The sequence below is a fragment of the Marinobacter sp. EhC06 genome, assembly GCF_001650915.1.
Taxonomy (GTDB): Bacteria; Pseudomonadota; Gammaproteobacteria; order Pseudomonadales; family Oleiphilaceae; genus Marinobacter.
Window position 1 is genome coordinate 1262048 of the sequence record NZ_LXYO01000023.1, and the last position, 14952, is coordinate 1276999.

The window sequence follows — 14952 nt, forward strand, 5'->3', positions numbered from 1 at the left end:
TCAATAAAAATCGCCAAATGCAGCGAATAAGCGGCGAATTGCAGTAAGTGGATCGTTTAGCGTGGTAATCAATTTTTCTGTTGATAAGAATGCTACGACATTGGTCGCAATCTGGTTGTCTGTTGGTCCAAAAACGGTCATTCTTCCGTAAGTAACCGAAAGAAGTCCGCTCGAAAAGGATGTTCGTAGGGCTTTGATTGAACTTGATAGCTAAAATGTAGTAAAAATACTACGTAATCAGGTGGGCCAATCCACGCACTTCGCCGGCGAGCCGGTCATCCTTTGGGCCAAAAGCCCGTGAATCGGGGGCGATCAGACAGGAAAAGTGTGAAAGCTGTTCTATGCTTTGTACAGGTTCTGTGTACTGGGAGCCGGTACACCTGTCAGGCTGAAAATACCCACAACAAAACACTGCATTCCATCGCAGCTTATCGACACCGCAACGCGCCAGGCTGCTGATCGTGGCGGCGCTGCACTTTTTGATGCCAAGGGGAGGGTTTGATGTACCAGGACGATGATCCCATTGAAACCAGTGAATGGCTGGATGCGCTGGAATCTCTGATCGAGAACGAAGGCGTAGACCGGGCCAAATACATTCTTGAGAGGCTCTCCGAGCGGGCGAGCCGCGATGGAACCGAGCTGCCGTATTCCATAACCACGCCGTTCCGGAACAGTATTCCGGTTTCCCAGCAGGCGCCGATGCCCGGCGACCTCTTTATGGAGCGCCGTATCCGTTCCCTGATCCGCTGGAATGCCATGGCCATGGTTATGCGTGCCAATCAGCGTCCCGGTGACCTTGGCGGGCATGTTTCATCGTTCTCGTCGGCGGCGACGCTCTACGATGTTGGCTTCAACTACTTCTTCCACGGCGGCGACGAAAAGCGCGAGTCCGACCTTGTTTACTTCCAGGGCCACTCTTCACCGGGCATTTATGCGCGCTCCTTCCTTGAGGGGCGTTTCGACGAGAAAGATCTCGACAAATACCGTGAGGAAGTCGATGGCACTGGCCTCTCTTCCTATCCGCACCCCTGGCTGATGCCGGAATACTGGCAGTTCCCCACGGTTTCCATGGGCCTCGGGCCGATTCAGGCGATTTACCAGGCACACGTAATGAAGTACCTGGACAGCCGTGAACTCATCGAGATGGGCGACCGCAAGGTGTGGTGTTTTGTCGGCGACGGCGAGTGCGACGAGCCGGAAACCCTGGGTTCCATCTCTATGGCCGGCCGGGAAAATCTCAGCAACCTTATCTTCGTTGTTAACTGCAACCTGCAGCGTCTGGATGGTCCTGTTCGTGGTAATGGCAAGATCATGCAAGAGCTTGAGGGTGTGTTCCGGGGTGCTGGTTGGAACGTGCTGAAAGTCGTCTGGGGTCGCCACTGGGATCCGCTGTTCGAGAAGGACAAGGACGGCAAGATGCAACGGGCCATGGACGAGGTCTGCGACGGCGAGCTGCAGAACTTCAAGAGTAACGGCCCGGCTTACACCCGCAAGCACTTCTTCGGTAAGTATCCGGAAACGGCCAAGCTGGTTGAGGGCCTCTCTGACGAGGAAATCAACAAGCTTAACCGTGGTGGTCACGACCCATACAAGATCTACGCGGCATACCACCACGCCATCCATAACAACGGTGGCCGGCCAACCGTTATCCTGGCTCACACCATCAAAGGCTATGGCTTTGGTGAAGCCGGTGAGGCGCAAAATACAGCCCATTCCCTGAAGAAGCTGGATATTGAGCAGCTGAAGTCATTCCGCGACCGCTTTGCGGTGCCGCTGAAGGACGAAGAGCTCAAGGACGTTCCCTACTACCGGCCAGCGCCGGATAGTCCGGAAATTGTCTATATGAAGAAGCGTCGGCAGGAGCTCGGTGGCTTCTATCCCAAGCGCCGCAAGGACTGCCAGCCGCTGCAGATTCCGGAGCTGGACATCTTCAAGGCAGTGCTGGACGGTTCCGGTGATCGGAAAATCTCCACCACTATGGCATTCGTCCGTATCCTGACGGCACTGACCAAGGACAAGCGCATTGGTAAACGCGTGGTACCCATCGTGCCCGACGAAGCGCGTACTTTCGGTATGGAAGGCATGTTCCGTCAGCTCGGCATCTACACCGCCGAAGGACAGAAATATGTTCCGGAAGACCGTGACCAGATCATGTACTACCGGGAAGACAAAAAGGGCCAGATTCTTGAAGAAGGTATCAACGAGGATGGCTCCATGGCGGCCTGGATGGCAGCGGCAACGTCATACAGCACCAACAACTTCCCGTTGATTCCGTTCTACATCTTCTACTCCATGTTCGGCTTCCAGCGGGTAGGCGATCTGGCGTGGGCCTCCGGTGACATCCAGGCCCGTGGCTTCCTGATCGGTGGTACCGCTGGCCGGACCACCCTGAACGGCGAAGGTCTCCAGCACCAGGACGGTCACAGCCATGTGCTGGCCAACACCATTCCGAACTGTAAGGCCTACGATCCGGCCTACGGCTACGAAATGGCCGTGGTGCTCCGCAAGGGCATGAAAGAGATGTTCGAGGACAACCAGAACGTCTTCTACTACCTGACCATCGAAAACGAGAACTACGAACAGCCGGCAATGCCCAAGGACTGTGAAGACGGCATCATCAAGGGCATGTACAAGTTCGAGTCTGTTGAAACCAAGGGGCGCAAGAAAACCCCGCGGGTTCAGCTGCTCGGTGCTGGCGCGATTCTCAACGAGGTGCGCGCAGCAGCCCAGATGCTGAAAGACGACTGGGGTGTAGCCTCTGACGTGTGGAGCGTGACCAGCTTCAACGAGCTTGCCCGTGAAGGCCAGCACATTGAGCGCTGGAACCGTCTGCACCCGGACGACAAGCCCAAGAAGGCCTACGTAACCCAGTGCCTGGAGAAGCAGGACGGACCAGTGGTGTCTTCGACTGATTACATCAAGCTGCACTCCGAGCAGCTCCGGGCGTTCATTCCCAAAACCTACCTGACTCTCGGTACCGACGGCTTTGGCCGGAGCGATACCCGGGAGAAGCTGCGCAGCTTCTTTGAAGTGGACCGTTACTACGTAACAGTCACGGCGCTGTCAGCCCTGGCTCAGGATGGGGAGGTTAAGAACGATGTGGTTCTCGAAGCCATGCGCAAGTACGGAATCGATCGCAACAAAACGAACCCGGTGCTGAGCTAAGGAGACCGCCATGAGTGAACAGGAAATCAAGGTTCCGGATCTCGGCGGCGCGGATGAGGTCGAGGTAATCGAAATCACCGTCAGTGCAGGAGATTCCGTTGAAGCAGAAGATCCGATTCTGACCGTAGAGTCAGACAAAGCGTCTGTTGAGTTGCCGTCGCCCGGTGCCGGCAAGATCACCAAGATCACTGTAAAGGTGGGTGACAAGGTCAAGGAAGGCGACGTTGTCGGGATGATGGAAGCCAGCGCCGACGGCGGTGGCTCTGACGATGCCGGCAGTGATGACTCCGAAGGAAAGCCGGAGGAGAAAGCCGAGGAAAAGAGCGAAGCCAAGCAAGAAGAGAAATCCGAAGAGAGCAAACCGGCGCCGAAGAAGGCTTCCGGTGGCTCCCGCAAGGAGACCGTCAAGGTTCCCGCGCTGGATGGCTTTGATAATGTCCCGGTGATCGAAATCAACGTGTCGGAAGGCGACACCATTGAAGCCGACGATCCGCTGGTAACGGTGGAATCCGACAAGGCCACCATGGAGATTCCTTCGCCCTACGCCGGCAAGGTGGGCAAGATCCTGGTGTCCGAGGGCGACAAGCTCTCCGAGGGCGATGAGCTGCTGGAGATGACCGTTCAGGAAGGCGGCGGGGAAGAGGAAGAAGCCTCTGAGTCGGCATCTGAAGAACCGGCGAAGGAAGAGAAGTCCGAGCCGAAGTCCGAAGAGAAGCCAAAGCAGGAAGCAGAGTCCGCCCCTGAGCCCCAGGGTGCAACCTACGAGCCGCCGACGCCGGGCGCCAAGGTTCACGCTGGCCCGGCCGTTCGCAAGCTGGCTCGGGAGCTGGGTGCTGATCTGGCCCGCATCAAGGGCTCTGGCCCCAAGGGCCGGATTATCAAGGACGATGTCCAGGCCTATGTGAAGAGCCAGCTCAAGCAGGCTCAGCAGGGCGGTGGTGTTGCCACCGGATCCGGTATTCCCGGGGTCAAGCTGCCGGACTTCAGCCAGTTTGGTGAGGTGAAGCGTGAGGCCATGTCGCGGATGATGTTCGCCACGGCCAACAACATGCAGCGCAGCTGGTTGAACGTGCCCCACGTGACCCAGTTCGAGGATGCGGATATCACCGATATGGAGGATTTCCGCAAGGGCCAGAAAGCGGCCGGCGAGAAGAAGGGCGTGAAGATGACGCCGCTGCCGTTCCTGCTGAAGGCCTGTGCCACGGCACTTGCGGAACTGCCTCAGTTCAACGTGTCCCTGGACATGGAGCGTAAGGAGGTGGTTCGCAAGAAGTACATTCACATCGGGATTGCGGTGGATACGCCCCATGGGTTGATGGTGCCGGTGATCCGGGATGTGGACAAGAAGGGCTTGTGGGAGCTGGCGGCGGAAAGCGCCGAGCTGGCTCAGAAGGCCCGGGACAAGCAGTTGAAGCCGGCAGAGATGCAGGGCGCGTGTTTTACCATCACCAGTCTGGGTGGTATTGGCGGCACCGCATTTACGCCGATTGTGAATACGCCGGAGGTGGCGATTCTGGGGGTGTCCAAGGCGGCGATGAAGCCGGTTTGGGATGGCAAGGAGTTCCAGCCCCGGTTAATGCTGCCGTTGTCGCTGTCTTACGATCACCGGGCAGTGAATGGGGCCGATGCGGCCCGGTTTACCACGGTGCTCAGTCAGCTTCTTGGGGACATTCGTACCCTTCTGCTGTGATAGCTGCTGGATCCGCTCCCAGCCTTTGAGGTTTGGGGGCGGCGAGAGGCGGGCAATACGATTCAGGACACGCTACAAGCACATCCCTGTGCGCTTGTTTCGGGCCATCCCTGGCCCTCTACAGTCCTGAATCGTATTGCCCGCCTCTCTCGTTTTAGCTCCTTCCTGATCGCTTTTCCGCACAAACAAAAACCCCGGCCGGAGCCGGGGTTTCTGCTGAGTTAACTAACTTCTAACGGAAGTATTAGAAGCTGTACTGCGCTGCGAACAGAACACGGTTTGCGTCGGTGGAGTCACCGGCAACAGTTTCCTGATCGAAGTAGCCGTATTCAACACCGAACATGACGTTCTGTACTGGTGACCACATGTAGTTCAGGAACACGTTCTGGTTGGATTCCGCGTCAGCATTGGTGGTAGCACCCGCTGCAATCGCGTCGTCCAGGTCCAGCATAGTGGTACCGTAGCCCAGGTTGATGCTACGACCACCGCCGAGCGATACGCTTGTGCCGATCGAACCGCCGACGCCTTCGATGGTTTCAAGGCTGTTGCCGTCTACGTAGGCACTGGGGCCGAAGTAGTTGCTGCCTGAGCGCCACAGGTAACCGTTGGCACCGTCAGTATAGTTGATCGCGCCTTGGATAGAGATCATGTCGCTCAGAGCAAACTTGGCCGCACCAAACACCGCGAAGCCCATGGCGCTGTCATCGTTGGTGCCGTCATCGGCAGTCACTTGGCTGATCAGAGCGGCAGCTGAGTATGACAGTGCGTCAGCGGAATCCTGAATGCGAGCAGTCAGCGCTGGAGCGGAAGTGCGAGTGTTTCCGCCTGCGCCCAGAACGCCCTGTGAACTCGGATCTTCAAGAGAGAAGGACAGAGCGCCAGTGGTGTAGCGGATCTGCTCGGTACGATCCTGGCTGCCCGCAGTACCTGCCAAGCTGTCGAAGTCCAGAGTCGGTGTGTTACCTACGAAGCTGGTATAGTTGGACCAGTTACGACCGGCCATGAAGCCGTTGTATTCACCGTATGCGTGACGCATACGCAGACTGCCTGCGCTATTGCCTGAACCACGGAAGTCACCTTCCACGGTGATGGCTACGCCAGACGCGTGCTTAACCTTAACGCCCAGACGGCTCTGTTGAACGTCAGCGCCGAAGTGACCTGTGATGTCTTCATCACCACCGGTAAACGAACCGGCGCGAGTAGAAACCGCTCTGTCAGCGTCCAGGTCGTAACTCATGTTCAGACGAGCGTAGCCATACAGGCTCGCTTCGGTATCGTCACCTACGTTCAGCGTAAGTGCGCTCGCTTGAGAGGCAACCCCCATTACTACTGTTGCTGCCGTCGCACGAATTGCCAATCTCAGTTTGTTGCTTTGCATCGTTGTTGTCTCCACACATTTTTGTTGTTGGACCCAAAAACAAGGTAGTTACGAATTCGTGACAATTCAAATAAATTCATGCAGAAATTAGACGAATGTCTATAACAGCTTTTCGTTCATATACAGACATCTGCAGTTGCCAGTGAGGCGTAAACTTGTTCCATGACGTCCGAAAGTACAGTCCTTGAGTCAGCCACGTTCGCGTTTCTTGATATTGAAACCACCGGCGGCAATTCAGCCCGGGACCGGATTACCGAGATTGGTATCCGGTTCTGGCGGGCCGGTGAGGTGGTGGGCGAGTGGCAGACGCTGCTGAACCCGGAAACGCGGATTTCGCCGTTTATCGAAAACTTTACCGGCATTTCCAATGAGATGGTGGCGGATGCGCCTGTGTTTGAAGAGATGGCGGATGAGCTGGAGGCGCAGCTTAAGGGCAATGTGTTTGTCGCCCACAATGCCCGTTTTGATTACGGCTTTATTAAAGCAGAGTTCCGCAGGCTGGGGCGATTGTTCTCGGCCAAGGTGCTCTGCACTGTGAAACTGTCCCGCCGGCTGTATCCGGAATTCCGGCGCCACAACATGGATGCGCTGATCGCTCGCCATGGCCTTGCCCAGGTTCAGCGGCATCGGGCCATGGGGGATGTGTCCGCCATGCTGTCTTTCTTCGAGCATGCTCGTGCCGAGAAAGGGGATGTGAAGTTCGAGAATGCCCTGCGTGAACTGTTGCAGCGCCCGAGCATTCCCTCTCACCTGCCGACGGATATCCTGCAGGATCTGCCCCGGGGGCCGGGGGTGTATCGCTTTTATGGTGAGAACGATGTGCTTTTATATGTGGGCAAGAGCACAAACATTGCCCAGCGGGTGGCTTCGCACTTTTCCGGTGATCACAACTCTGCCCGGGGCGTGCGCATGTCCGAGAGCCTGCGTCGTGTTGAATGGACGGAAACCGCTGGCGAGCTTGGAGCCCTACTACTGGAACTCAAGCAGATCAAAACCCTGAAGCCCCTGTTCAATCGCCGCTCAAGGGCCGCCAAGAATCTGGTAAGCATTGAGCTCTCGAAAAACGAGGCCGGCTATCTACAGGCGCGGCTGGTTCGCGAAATCGAGCCCCACCGATTGGGGGATTATTTCGGGTTGTTCCGCAGCAAGCGGGATGCCGAGCGGGCGCTGAGCGGTATTGCTGGCAAAAATGAATTGTGCAACCGTTTGCTGGGACTGGAGCCAGAGCACGAAGGCCCCTGTTTCCAGCGCACCCTCGGGCGCTGCAAAGGTGCCTGCGAAGAGCTCGAGGATGTCGAGCGTTACAACCTGAGGGTGCAGATTGCCTTTCACAGTCTGCGCCTGAAGACCTGGCCCTGGAAAGGGCCGGTGGGCATTGTTGAGCAGGATGCCCGGTCCGACCGTACGGATATCCTGGTGGTCTATAACTGGATGCACGTGGCCACCCTCCGCAACGAGGAAGAGCTGCAGGACCTTTCCCTCCGCGGCCAGGCGGTCACCTTTGATCTGGATTCCTACAAACTTTTGATCGGCGCCCTGATGGATCGGAACAAGGGTAGGGGCATGCAGCACCGGGTGATTGAATTGCCCGCCATCGGGGAACCGGATGTTCTTATGCCGTGAGTGGCGTATTATGGTGCAAGAGTCCGCACACCTACTTACTTGTCTGGCGCGGTCACTCTACTATTTTTAATTGCTTAGCCGCTTTCCCGAGAGAGATCTATGAATAAAGAACCCGTCAGCCGCGAACTGTTCGATGAAGTCATGGTGCCCAACTACGCTCCCGGTTCCATCATCCCGGTGCGAGGGGAGGGCTCCCGGATCTGGGATCAGGAAGGCCGCGAGTTTATTGATCTCCAGGGTGGCATCGCAGTGACCTGCCTGGGCCATTCCCATCCGGGGTTGGTGGGTGCGTTGCACGATCAGGCCGAGAAAATCTGGCACCTGTCCAACGTGATGACAAACGAGCCGGCCCTGCGTCTGGCCAAGACCCTGTGTGACCTCACCTTCGCCGAGCGCGTGTTCTTCGCCAATTCCGGTGCTGAGGCCAACGAGGCAGCCTTCAAGCTGGCTCGTCGCTATGCCTGGGAGCACTATGGCAAAGAGAAGAACGAGATCATTTCGTTCAAGAATTCCTTCCACGGGCGAACCCTGTTTACCGTGAGCGTTGGCGGCCAGCCAAAATACCTGGAAGGTTTCGAGCCAGCGCCGGGTGGTATTCACCACGCCGAGTTCAATGACCTGGAGTCGGTGAAGAAACTGATCTCCAAAGAGAAAACCTGCGCCATCGTGGTTGAGCCGATCCAGGGGGAGGGCGGTGTTATGCCCGGCGATCAGGCGTTCCTTCAGGGGCTTCGTGAACTGTGCGACGAAAATAACGCATTGCTGGTGTTTGATGAGGTTCAGTCCGGGGTTGGTCGAAGTGGCCATTTCTACGCTTACCAGATGTACGATGTGGTGCCGGATATTCTCTCCAGCGCCAAGGGGCTTGGCGGCGGCTTCCCGGTTGCAGCCATGCTGACCACCGCCAAAGTTGCCGCCAGCCTGGGTGTGGGTACCCACGGAAGCACCTACGGTGGTAACGCACTGGCCTGTGCAGTGGCCCAGAAGGTGGTGGATACCGTTAGCCAGCCGGAGATTCTCAAGGGTGTGAAAGCCCGCTCTGACAAGCTCCGCAAGGGCATGATGGATATCGGTGAGCGCTATGGTGTGTTCAGTGAGGTTCGCGGCGCCGGTCTGCTGCTTGGTTGTGTGTTGACCGCGAAATGGCAGGGCAAGGCCAAGGATTTCCTGAACGCCGGCCTTGAAGAGGGCGTGATGGTTCTCGTCGCCGGCGCGAATGTGATTCGTCTGGCACCGTCCCTGATTATCCCGGAATCGGACATCGATGAAGCCCTCGAGCGTTTCGAAGCGGCAGTGAAAAAACTGACGGCGTAAGGAGATTTTATGTGGCTGGTACGTCCGGCTCAGCCGGATGATCTGGACCAGATTCTTGCCATGGCGGGCACCCAGTGTGCCCGTCTTTCCTCCACTCTGCCCAAGCAGGGCGATGCCCTGGCCTACAAGATCGAGCAATCCCTGGCTTCTTTTGCCGGCAGGATCAGCGCCGAAGATGATCCGCCCAGGTTTCTGTTCGTGCTGGAAAACACCGAAACCGGAGACATTGCCGGCACCGCAGGCATTGATGCCCGCGCCGGCAATGGCCAGCCCTTCTACAGTTACCGGCGGGATGCCCTGATCCATGCATCCCATGAGCTGGGGGTGTCGCGCCGGGTGGAGGTGCTGTATCCCTCCCATTCGCTCACCGATGTCTCGCTATTGTGTTCGTTCTCCATCCGGCCCGAACTCCAGGATACCGACGCGTTCGAGTTGTTATCCCGGGCCCGGATTCTGTTCATTGCAGATCATCGGGAATGGTTTACTCCGCGGATGGCGGTGGAAATCCAGGGCGTGCAGCAGGAGGATGGCAGCGTACCTTTCTGGGACAGCCTTGGCCGGCACTTCTTTGATATGGATTTCGAGACGGCCGACCAGTACTCCGGCCAGCTGAGCAAGACCTTTATAGCCGAACTCATGCCTCCAAATCCCATCTATGTCACGCTGCTGAGCGAGACGGCCCAGAACGCGATGGGGCAGCCGCACCAGATAACCGTGCCTAACTTTGAGCTGCTTCAGAGGGAAGGATTCCAACCGGGAAGCTATCTGGACATTTTTGATGCCGGTCCGGTCCTGGAGGGGCGCACCGATAGCCTGAAAACTCTGGTGACCAGTCACCCCAAAGAACTTCATGGGACCAACGAGGATACCGGCGAAACCTGTCTGATCGCTGCCGGCGAGCGGGAACAGTTTCGCTGCACCCTGACACCGGTCGCCGAGACACTGGACGACAAACTCAAGGTTCCGGTCGCTACCTGGAAGACGCTGAACAGGACCGCGGGCGACCGGGTAAGGATTGCGCCGTTATGACAGGCTTCGGAATGGCAAAGTACGTGGCTGCCGGGCTCAGGGAGGCGATCGTATGTTGGTAATTCGCCCGTTACAGGAAAACGATCTGGATGACCTGTACGCCATGGCCCAGAGCGCCGGGAAGGGGCTGACCACCTTGCCGGCGGATCGCGAGCTGCTGCAGAAGAAGATCAATCACGCCCGTGAAACCTTCAACCAGCGCATTGCGCCGGAAGCGGGGCTGTATCTGTTTGCCCTTGAGGATATTCAGCGCAAGAAGACCGTCGGAATCAGTGGTATTCAGGCCCGGGTCGGTCTGGACGAGGTGTTCTACAACTACCGTCTTAGCGTCACAGTGAATGCCTCTAAAGAGCTGGGTGTTCACGTACGCACGCCCACGCTGCACCTGTCCAATGACATGACCGACACCAGCGAAATCTGCTCACTGCTGCTGTCCGATGATTACAAGGGCGGGGGCAACGGGCTGCTGCTCTCCCGGTGCCGGTTCATGTATCTGGATGAATTCCGCAAGCATTTTTCGGAAAAAGTATTCGCGGAAATGCGCGGCGTGTCTGATGCTCAGGGCCGAAGCCCGTTATGGGATGCGCTGGGAACCAAGTTCTTTGATATGGAGTTCAGCGAGGCTGACATGCTGTCTGGCCTGGGCAATAAATCCTTTATCGCCGAGCTGATGCCCAAGTATCCGATCTACCTGCCCATGCTGCCCGATTCGGCCCGGGCAGTGATTGGCCGGGTTCACGACAATACCGCGCCAGCGCTTCGCATGCTCCAGTCAGAGGGGTTCAACTTTAACGGGCTGGTGGACATTTTTGATGGTGGCCCTGTGGTTGAAGCCTTCGTGCACAACATCCGCACGGTACGGGAAGGCATGAACCGGCACGCCATGGTGACTCGAAAACCTGTGAACCTCGACGTGCCTGCCGATGAGCGGGTGATGGTGTCGAACCGCTCATTCCGGGATTTCCGGGTGACCACCTTGCCGATAGATTGCATCGGGCCGGATACCGTCAGCCTGCCGCCGGAAGTGGCCGAGGCATTGCAGATTGAATCTGGTGATCCGGTTCGTCTGGCCCCCTTGAAAGACTCGGGGATGCTGACCAAACATAGTTATAGAAGCTCAGTACCGGGAGGTGCATCGAAATGGCAAAGCTGACAGGTGAACTGTTTATCGACGGGCTCTGGCTGCCGGGCCATGGGCCGATATTCGAATCTGTCCAGCCGGTGACCGGTGAGACAATATGGGATGGCGAAAGCGCCAACCTGGAGGATGTTGATGCGGCCGTTCGTGAGGCCCGCAACGCGTTTCTGAAGTGGCAGCGCAAGAGCTTTGCCGAACGTCAGGCTGTTGTCGAAGCCTTTGGTGAGCTGCTTGAGGCTCACAAAGAAGAGTTGGCCCATCAGATTGGCCTGGAAACCGGCAAACCCCTGTGGGAATCCCGCACCGAAGTGGCGGCAATGATCGGCAAGATCGGCATTTCTGTGAAAGCCTACAACGACCGCACCGGCATATCCGAATCCGATGTTGCCGGTGGGCACGCCGTGCTCAGGCATCGGCCCCATGGCGTGGTGGCGGTGTTCGGCCCCTACAACTTCCCGGGGCACCTTCCGAATGGCCACATAGTGCCCGCTCTGCTGGCCGGCAACACGGTAGTATTCAAACCGAGCGAGCTGACGCCGGGGGTTGCCGAGCTGACAGTAAAACTCTGGGAGAAAGCCGGCATTCCGGATGGAGTGATCAACCTTGTGCAGGGTGCCTCGGCTACCGGCAAATCCCTGGCCAGCCACCCCGGGATTGATGGCCTGTTCTTCACCGGCAGTTCTACCGTAGGGCACCTTCTGCACAAGCAGTTTGGCGGCCAGCCAGAGAAAATCCTGGCCCTGGAGATGGGCGGCAACAATCCGCTGATCGTGCAGGACGTGGCCGATGTGGATGGTGCAGTGCATCATGCCCTGCAGTCGGCATTCCTGTCGGCCGGCCAGCGCTGCACCTGCGCGCGCCGACTCCTTGTGCCCAAAGGCAAGAAGGGCGACGCCTTTCTGGACCGGCTGGTGGAAGTTTCCTCCCGCATCAAGGTGGGTGAGTTCGATGCCGATCCGCAGCCGTTTATGGGCTCCGTGATTTCTGCCGAAGCCGCCGAAAAACTCCTGGCTGCCCAGTCCAGCCTTCTGGAGAAGGGCGGCAAATCCCTGCTGGAAATGAAGTCCCTGAAGCCGGGAACCGGCCTGCTGTCGCCCGGTATCATTGATGCCACCGGGCTTGATGTGACCGACGAGGAATTCTTCGGTCCATTGCTGACAGTCTATCGCTACAAGGGCTTTGATGACGCTCTGGAGCTGGCCAATGACACGCATTACGGGCTTTCAGCAGGCATTCTCACAGACGACCGGAAACTCTATGAGCGGCTGGTAGAAGAGGTTCGCGCGGGCATTGTGAACTGGAACCGGCCACTGACCGGAGCCAGCAGTGCCGCGCCCTTCGGTGGGGTTGGCGCCAGCGGTAATCATCGCCCGAGTGCCTACTATGCTGCCGACTACTGCGCCTGGCCCATGGCTTCTCTGGAGGCCGGCAAGAGTGAGCTGCCAGGTTCCCTGGCACCCGGCCTCAATTTCGATTAACGGGACCCAGTGTCATGGTGAAACACGCGGTAGAAGCAAACTTCGATGGCCTGGTTGGCCCCACCCACAATTACGCGGGGCTGTCCTGGGGCAATGTGGCTTCCAAGTCCAATGTCAGTTCCGTCTCCAACCCGAAAGAGGCGGCACTGCAGGGCCTGGCCAAGATGAAGCGCCTGGCGGACCGGGGCTATGTGCAGGGCATTCTGCCGCCCCATGAACGCCCGCATATTCCTACGCTTCGGGCCCTGGGGTTTGAAGGGACAGATGCCCGTGTGCTGGAGCAGGCGGCCAAATCCAGCCCGTCCATACTGGCGGCAGTCTCCTCTGCGTCGCCCATGTGGACGGCCAATGCGGCCACGGTGTCGCCCAGTGCTGATACCTCAGACCACCGCGTGCATTTCACTCCTGCGAACCTGAGCGCCAAGTTCCACCGTTCCATCGAACACACGGTGACCGGGCGCTCCCTGAAAGCCATCTTTGCTGACGAAAGCTACTTTGCCCACCATCCGGCGCTGCCATCAGTGAGCCACTTCGGGGATGAGGGCGCCGCCAACCACACCCGGTTGTGCGCCGGGTACGGCGAGCCCGGGGTGGAACTCTTTGTGTACGGCCAGATTGCATTCAACGAACAGGCGCCGGCACCGCATAAATACCCGGCGCGACAGACCCTTGAGGCATCCCAGGCAGTGGCGCGACTGCATGGCCTCAAGGATCAGCATAGGGTCTTTGCCCAGCAGAACCCGGAAGCCATTGATGGCGGCGTGTTTCACAATGATGTGATTGCCGTTGGCAATGGCAATACCCTGTTCTACCACGACATGGCGTTTCTCAACGAAGAGCAGGTGCTGGCGGATATCCGGGAGCGCCTGACCGGTGCCGAGCTGGAAGCGGTTCGGGTCAGCAGTGCCGATGTGCCGCTGGAAGATGCGGTGGCCTCCTATCTGTTCAACAGCCAACTACTGAACACGCCGGATGGCATGTTGCTGGCGGTGCCCGGCGAGTGCCGGGAAGTGGCTTCCGTCAGTCGTTATCTGGATAGCCTTGTGAAGTCCGGCGGGCCTATTACCTCGGTAGAGGTGTTTGACGTCAAACAGTCCATGCGTAACGGTGGTGGCCCGGCCTGCCTGCGGTTGCGAGTGGTGTTGAATGACGATGAGCTAAGGGCTATCAATCGGGGCGTGCTGCTAACGGATGAACTCTATGCGCGCCTGACCACCTGGGTGGAAGCCCATTATCGGGATGAACTCAGCCAGGATGAGCTGGGCGACCCGATGTTGCTGGAAGAAGTTCGCAAAGCCCTGGATGAACTCACCGGGATCATGGGCCTGGGTTCCATCTACGATTTCCAGCTTTAGACGCTTGTTGAGCCCAAGGCCGTCAGGCGGAAATCGACGACGTCAGCATGTCCATGGTGTGCCGGATCAACTGCTCGGCCGGAAACTCCGGGTTTCCCTCGCCCATTTCCGACTGGCAGAGCAGGATTACCCCATGCAGGGCGCCGCGCAGGTACAGGGCTGTCTGAACGGGGTTGTTAATCCGGTCCCTGTTCATGGTGCCGTCCTGAAGCCCCAGTTCGATGGCCCCCACCATCAGTTCCATCAGGTCTGATTTGGAGCACAGCATTTCCTCAGCCTGGCTTTCATCGGCCTCGGCCATGGCGGTGGATGCCTTGGTCAGTGCCGAGAAATAATCCGGTTCCTCCAGATAGAAGCGATAGTAGGATTCCCCCATTGCCCGTATCTGGGCCAGACCGTTGTCGGCGGTCTGCCTTGCCTCTTCGAATCGCCGGAACAGGGCGTGCCCCGCCCTGAGCATGATGCCCCGCTGTATCGCCGCCTTGTCCTTGAAGTACACGTACAGCAAGGCCCGGCTGAGACTGGCGGTACGGGCGATGTCGTCCATGGACGTGCGCTCGTAGCCCTTTTCTGAGAACACCAGTTCGGCGGCATCCAGAATGGTGTCGTAACGGGCCTGTTTTTCTCGCTCGCGGCGGGTTTTCAGCGGTTCGCTCATTCAATCATCCGGTCAGTTGGCAACAGCAGGCATAGGATACCTGAAAACGAATCAAACCCGATTATTGACAAAATGTCAAAGAATGACATGATGTCTAAATCGACCATCGGGTTTCTCCAGGGAC

The 14952-nt window shown here is 57.9% G+C and carries 10 protein-coding genes; 8 read left to right on the forward strand and 2 right to left on the reverse strand.

The window, feature by feature from the left end; genetic code table 11:
* The first annotated feature begins 501 nt into the window (after nucleotides 1–501).
* Nucleotides 502–3165: a pyruvate dehydrogenase (acetyl-transferring), homodimeric type gene (gene aceE / locus A8B84_RS15605; protein ID WP_064230023.1), complete on the forward strand. Its 2664-nt coding sequence runs from the start codon at nucleotides 502–504 to the stop codon at nucleotides 3163–3165.
* A gap of 10 nt (nucleotides 3166–3175) precedes the next feature.
* Nucleotides 3176–4855 carry a dihydrolipoyllysine-residue acetyltransferase gene (aceF, locus tag A8B84_RS15610; RefSeq protein WP_064230024.1) on the forward strand — a complete coding sequence of 560 codons (1680 nt, stop codon included), beginning with the start codon at nucleotides 3176–3178 and terminating at the stop codon, nucleotides 4853–4855.
* Between the two features lie 244 nt (nucleotides 4856–5099).
* Here the strand turns inward: aceF and A8B84_RS15615 are convergent, their stop codons facing one another.
* Nucleotides 5100–6233 (reverse strand): DcaP family trimeric outer membrane transporter, encoded by a 1134-nt coding sequence (locus A8B84_RS15615; RefSeq protein ID WP_064230025.1) that lies wholly within the window; start codon nucleotides 6231–6233, stop codon nucleotides 5100–5102.
* A gap of 162 nt (nucleotides 6234–6395) precedes the next feature.
* Between A8B84_RS15615 and A8B84_RS15620 the strand changes: the two genes are divergently transcribed.
* The 6 genes from A8B84_RS15620 to astB all read left to right on the forward strand — a co-directional run bounded on the left by A8B84_RS15620 (nucleotide 6396) and on the right by astB (nucleotide 14170).
* Nucleotides 6396–7856: an exonuclease domain-containing protein gene (locus A8B84_RS15620; protein WP_064230026.1), complete on the forward strand. Its 1461-nt coding sequence runs from the start codon at nucleotides 6396–6398 to the stop codon at nucleotides 7854–7856.
* Between the two features lie 99 nt (nucleotides 7857–7955).
* On the forward strand, nucleotides 7956–9170 hold the full coding sequence (locus A8B84_RS15625; RefSeq protein ID WP_064230027.1) for an aspartate aminotransferase family protein: 1215 nt from the start codon (nucleotides 7956–7958) through the stop codon (nucleotides 9168–9170).
* 9 nt (nucleotides 9171–9179) lie between these two features.
* Nucleotides 9180–10199, forward strand: coding sequence for an arginine N-succinyltransferase (locus A8B84_RS15630; protein WP_064230028.1), 1020 nt, complete (start codon nucleotides 9180–9182; stop codon nucleotides 10197–10199).
* Between the two features lie 52 nt (nucleotides 10200–10251).
* Nucleotides 10252–11352 (forward strand): arginine N-succinyltransferase, encoded by a 1101-nt coding sequence (gene astA / locus A8B84_RS15635; protein WP_064230029.1) that lies wholly within the window; start codon nucleotides 10252–10254, stop codon nucleotides 11350–11352.
* Nucleotides 11340–12815 (forward strand): succinylglutamate-semialdehyde dehydrogenase, encoded by a 1476-nt coding sequence (gene astD, locus A8B84_RS15640; protein WP_064230030.1) that lies wholly within the window; start codon nucleotides 11340–11342, stop codon nucleotides 12813–12815. Before astA ends, astD begins: the two co-directional genes overlap by 13 nt.
* Nucleotides 12816–12829: 14 nt before the next feature.
* Nucleotides 12830–14170, forward strand: coding sequence for an N-succinylarginine dihydrolase (astB, locus tag A8B84_RS15645; RefSeq protein ID WP_064230031.1), 1341 nt, complete (start codon nucleotides 12830–12832; stop codon nucleotides 14168–14170).
* A 22-nt stretch (nucleotides 14171–14192) separates the two neighbouring features.
* Here the strand turns inward: astB and A8B84_RS15650 are convergent, their stop codons facing one another.
* Nucleotides 14193–14828 carry a TetR/AcrR family transcriptional regulator gene (locus A8B84_RS15650; RefSeq protein WP_064230032.1) on the reverse strand — a complete coding sequence of 212 codons (636 nt, stop codon included), beginning with the start codon at nucleotides 14826–14828 and terminating at the stop codon, nucleotides 14193–14195.
* Between the last annotated feature and the right edge of the window lie 124 nt (nucleotides 14829–14952).

Excerpts from the sequence above, each read along its gene's own strand:
- astD (WP_064230030.1), top strand. The coding sequence starts at position 11,340 with ATGGCAAAGCTGACAGGTGAACTGTTTATCGACGGGCTCTGGCTGCCG.
- astB (WP_064230031.1), top strand. The coding sequence starts at position 12,830 with ATGGTGAAACACGCGGTAGAAGCAAACTTCGATGGCCTGGTTGGCCCC.
- A8B84_RS15625 (WP_064230027.1), top strand. The coding sequence starts at position 7,956 with ATGAATAAAGAACCCGTCAGCCGCGAACTGTTCGATGAAGTCATGGTG.
- A8B84_RS15620 (WP_064230026.1), top strand. The coding sequence starts at position 6,396 with ATGACGTCCGAAAGTACAGTCCTTGAGTCAGCCACGTTCGCGTTTCTT.
- aceF (WP_064230024.1), top strand. The coding sequence starts at position 3,176 with ATGAGTGAACAGGAAATCAAGGTTCCGGATCTCGGCGGCGCGGATGAG.
- aceE (WP_064230023.1), top strand. The coding sequence starts at position 502 with ATGTACCAGGACGATGATCCCATTGAAACCAGTGAATGGCTGGATGCG.
- A8B84_RS15615 (WP_064230025.1), bottom strand. The coding sequence starts at position 6,233 with ATGCAAAGCAACAAACTGAGATTGGCAATTCGTGCGACGGCAGCAACA.
- A8B84_RS15650 (WP_064230032.1), bottom strand. The coding sequence starts at position 14,828 with ATGAGCGAACCGCTGAAAACCCGCCGCGAGCGAGAAAAACAGGCCCGT.
- astA (WP_064230029.1), top strand. The coding sequence starts at position 10,252 with ATGTTGGTAATTCGCCCGTTACAGGAAAACGATCTGGATGACCTGTAC.
- A8B84_RS15630 (WP_064230028.1), top strand. The coding sequence starts at position 9,180 with ATGTGGCTGGTACGTCCGGCTCAGCCGGATGATCTGGACCAGATTCTT.